The following is a 3,878-nucleotide window of genomic DNA, read 5'->3' as shown; positions in this document are numbered from 1 at the left end:
GGTCGTTGTTTGAGAACTGCACAGTGGACGCGAGCATCTGTGGCCAAGTTTTTAAGGGCGCACGGTGGATGCCTTGGCACCAGGAACCGATGAAGGACGTGGGAGGCCACGATAGTCCCCGGGGAGCCGTCAACCAGGCTTTGATCCGGGGGTTTCCGAATGGGGAAACCCGGCAGTCGTCATGGGCTGTCACCCATACCTGAACACATAGGGTATGTGGAGGGAACGCGGGGAAGTGAAACATCTCAGTACCCGCAGGAAGAGAAAACAACCGTGATTCCGGGAGTAGTGGCGAGCGAAACCGGATGAGGCTAAACCATGAGCGTGTGAGACCCGGCAGGGGTTGCGCTTGTGGGGTCGTGGGATTTTTCTTGACCGGTCTGCCGGCCGGTCGGCGAGTCAGAAACCGTATGGATAGTCGAAGGACATGCGAAAGGTCCGGCGTAGAGGGTAAGACCCCCGTAGGCGAAATCTGTACGGCTCGTTTGAAGAACTCCCAAGTAGCACGGGGCCCGAGAAATCCCGTGTGAATCTGGCGGGACCACCCGCTAAGCCTAAATATTCCCTGGTGACCGATAGCGGATAGTACCGTGAGGGAATGGTGAAAAGTACCGCGGGAGCGGAGTGAAATAGTACCTGAAACCGTGTGCCTACAAGCCGTGGGAGCGTCGGACATGCAGCTTGCTGTGTGTCTCGTGACTGCGTGCCTTTTGAAGAATGAGCCTGCGAGTTTGCGGTGTGTAGCGAGGTTAACCCGTGTGGGGTAGCCGTAGCGAAAGCGAGTCCGAATAGGGCGATACAGTTGCATGCCCAAGACCCGAAGCGGAGTGATCTAGCCATGGGCAGGTTGAAGCGGAGGTAAGACTTCGTGGAGGACCGAACCCACCAGGGTTGAAAACCTGGGGGATGACCTGTGGTTAGGGGTGAAAGGCCAATCAAACTCCGTGATAGCTGGTTCTCCCCGAAATGCATTTAGGTGCAGCGTCACGTGTTTCTTGCCGGAGGTAGAGCACTGGATAGGCGATGGGCCTCACCGGGTTACTGACCTTAGCCAAACTCCGAATGCCGGTAAGTGAGAGCGTGGCAGTGAGACTGTGGGGGATAAGCTCCATGGTCGAGAGGGAAACAGCCCAGAACACCGACTAAGGTCCCTAAGCGTGTGCTAAGTGGGAAAGGATGTGGAGTCGCAGAGACAACCAGGAGGTTGGCTTAGAAGCAGCCACCCTTGAAAGAGTGCGTAATAGCTCACTGGTCAAGTGATTCCGCGCCGACAATGTAGCGGGGCTCAAGCACATCACCGAAGTCGTGTCATTGCAGCATATAGGGCCAACGCCTGCTGTGATGGGTAGGGGAGCGTCGTGTGCCGGGTGAAGCGGCGGTGGAAACCAGTCGTGGACGGTACACGAGTGAGAATGCAGGCATGAGTAGCGATACAAGAGTGGGAAACTCTTGCGCCGATTGACCAAGGGTTCCTGGGTCAAGCTGATCTGCCCAGGGTAAGTCGGGACCTAAGGCGAGGCCGACAGGCGTAGTCGATGGACAACGGGTTGATATTCCCGTACCCGCTTTGAAGCGCCAACGCTGAACCAGGTGATGCTAAGGCCGTGAAGCCGGCCCGGAGTCTTCGGACAAAGGGACGTGGTGGAGCCGCTGAACCAAGTCTGTACTAGGTGAGCGATGGGGTGACGCAGGAAGGTAGTCCAGCCCGGGCGGTGGTTGTCCCGGGGTAAGGGTGTAGGGCGTTGTGTAGGCAAATCCGCACAACAATAGCCTGAGACCTGATGCCGAGCCGATTGTGGTGAAGTGGATGATCCTATGCTGTCGAGAAAAGCCTCTAGCGAGTTTCATGGCGGCCCGTACCCCAAACCGACTCAGGTGGTCAGGTAGAGAATACCGAGGCGTTCGGGTGAACTATGGTTAAGGAACTCGGCAAAATGCCCCCGTAACTTCGGGAGAAGGGGGGCCATTCCTGGTGACGGCACTTGCTGCCAGAGCTGGGGGTGGCCGCAGAGACCAGCGAGAAGCGACTGTTTACTAAAAACACAGGTCCGTGCGAAGCCGTAAGGCGATGTATACGGACTGACGCCTGCCCGGTGCTGGAACGTTAAGGGGACCGGTTAGCTCTGATTCGTCGGGGCGAAGCTGAGAACTTAAGCGCCAGTAAACGGCGGTGGTAACTATAACCATCCTAAGGTAGCGAAATTCCTTGTCGGGTAAGTTCCGACCTGCACGAATGGCGTAACGACTTCTCGACTGTCTCAACCATAGGCCCGGTGAAATTGCATTACGAGTAAAGATGCTCGTTTCGCGCAGCAGGACGGAAAGACCCCGGGACCTTTACTATAGCTTGATATTGGTGTTCGGTTCGGCTTGTGTAGGATAGGTGGGAGACTTTGAAGCCGTGACGCCAGTCATGGTGGAGTCGTCGTTGAAATACCACTCTGGTCGTGCTGGATGTCTAACCTGGGTCCGTGATCCGGATCAGGGACAGTGTCTGGTGGGTAGTTTAACTGGGGCGGTTGCCTCCTAAAGAGTAACGGAGGCGCCCAAAGGTTCCCTCAGCCTGGTTGGCAATCAGGTGTTGAGTGTAAGTGCACAAGGGAGCTTGACTGTGAGACTGACGGGTCGAGCAGGGACGAAAGTCGGGACTAGTGATCCGGCGGTGGCTTGTGGAAGCGCCGTCGCTCAACGGATAAAAGGTACCCCGGGGATAACAGGCTGATCTTCCCCAAGAGTCCATATCGACGGGATGGTTTGGCACCTCGATGTCGGCTCGTCGCATCCTGGGGCTGGAGTAGGTCCCAAGGGTTGGGCTGTTCGCCCATTAAAGCGGTACGCGAGCTGGGTTTAGAACGTCGTGAGACAGTTCGGTCCCTATCCGCTGTGCGCGTAGGAGTGTTGAGAAGGGCTGTCCCTAGTACGAGAGGACCGGGACGGACGAACCTCTGGTGTGCCAGTTGTCCTGCCAAGGGCATGGCTGGTTGGCTACGTTCGGGAGGGATAACCGCTGAAAGCATCTAAGCGGGAAGCCTGCTTCGAGATGAGCACTCCCACCTCCTTGAGAGGGTAAGGCTCCCAGTAGACGACTGGGTTGATAGGCCGGATATGGAAGCCCTGTGAGGGGTGGAGTTGACCGGTACTAATAGGCCGAGGGCTTGTCCTCAGACGCTCGCGTTCACTGTGTGGTTCCCGGGTAGCGAACAGCTATCGCCGGCGAACACAAGAAACACTTATCAACTAAAAAGTGTGTTTCGTTGACAGTTTCGATAGTGTTTCGGTGGTCATAGCGTGAGGGAAACGCCCGGTTACATTCCGAACCCGGAAGCTAAGCCTCACAGCGCCGATGGTACTGCAGGGGGGACCCTGTGGGAGAGTAGGACGCCGCCGAACAATCATTGAAAGCCCCCGCCGCCAGCGATTCGCTGGGGGCCGCGGCTTTTTCGCGTTGTGCGCATGTGTGTACGACCGGCAGATCAGGGACTTCCGCCCGGACGCGGGGTGTCCCTGGATGTCGGACAATGGAGAAGGTGCACGGCCAGGAGGTCGGCGCCGAACCGCGAGCGGGCAGTGGTGCTGCCCGGTGCGCGGTGGAGATGAAGAAGCAGAAGGAGTCACCACGATGGCGAACGAGCCCCAGGACCGTCCCGAGCGTCGATCGGACGACGGCCGCGGCTACGAGCCCCGGTCCCGCGGGAGCTGGTCCAACGACCGTGCTCCGCGACGCGACGACCGCCGCGACGACCGTGGCGGCCGTCCCGCCGGCGGCGGCTACGGCGGTGGCCGTGACGACCGCGGTGGCGACCGTGGCGGTTTCCGTCGCGACGACCGCGGTGGCGACCGCCCCTACAGCGGCGGTGGCGGCGGCAGCTTCCGTCGTG

Annotated in this window: 2 rRNA genes and 1 pseudogene; all 3 read left to right on the top strand. The window is 58.7% G+C overall.

Features of this window, described 5'->3' with window-relative positions:
• Positions 1–41 precede the first annotated feature (41 nt).
• A 23S ribosomal RNA gene (locus BI06_RS41265) occupies positions 42–3,163 on the top strand.
• A gap of 110 nt (positions 3,164–3,273) precedes the next feature.
• Positions 3,274–3,390, top strand: a 5S ribosomal RNA gene (gene rrf / locus BI06_RS41260).
• A gap of 128 nt (positions 3,391–3,518) precedes the next feature.
• Positions 3,519–3,878: pseudogene (locus BI06_RS53010) on the top strand (hypothetical protein); the annotation flags it as partial.

The sequence above is a fragment of the Kitasatospora sp. MBT66 genome, assembly GCF_000710405.2.
GTDB classification, from domain to species: Bacteria; Actinomycetota; Actinomycetes; order Streptomycetales; family Streptomycetaceae; genus Kitasatospora; species Kitasatospora purpeofusca.
Note: the sequence above shows the minus strand (reverse complement) of the source record. Positions and strands in the feature narration are given on the sequence as shown.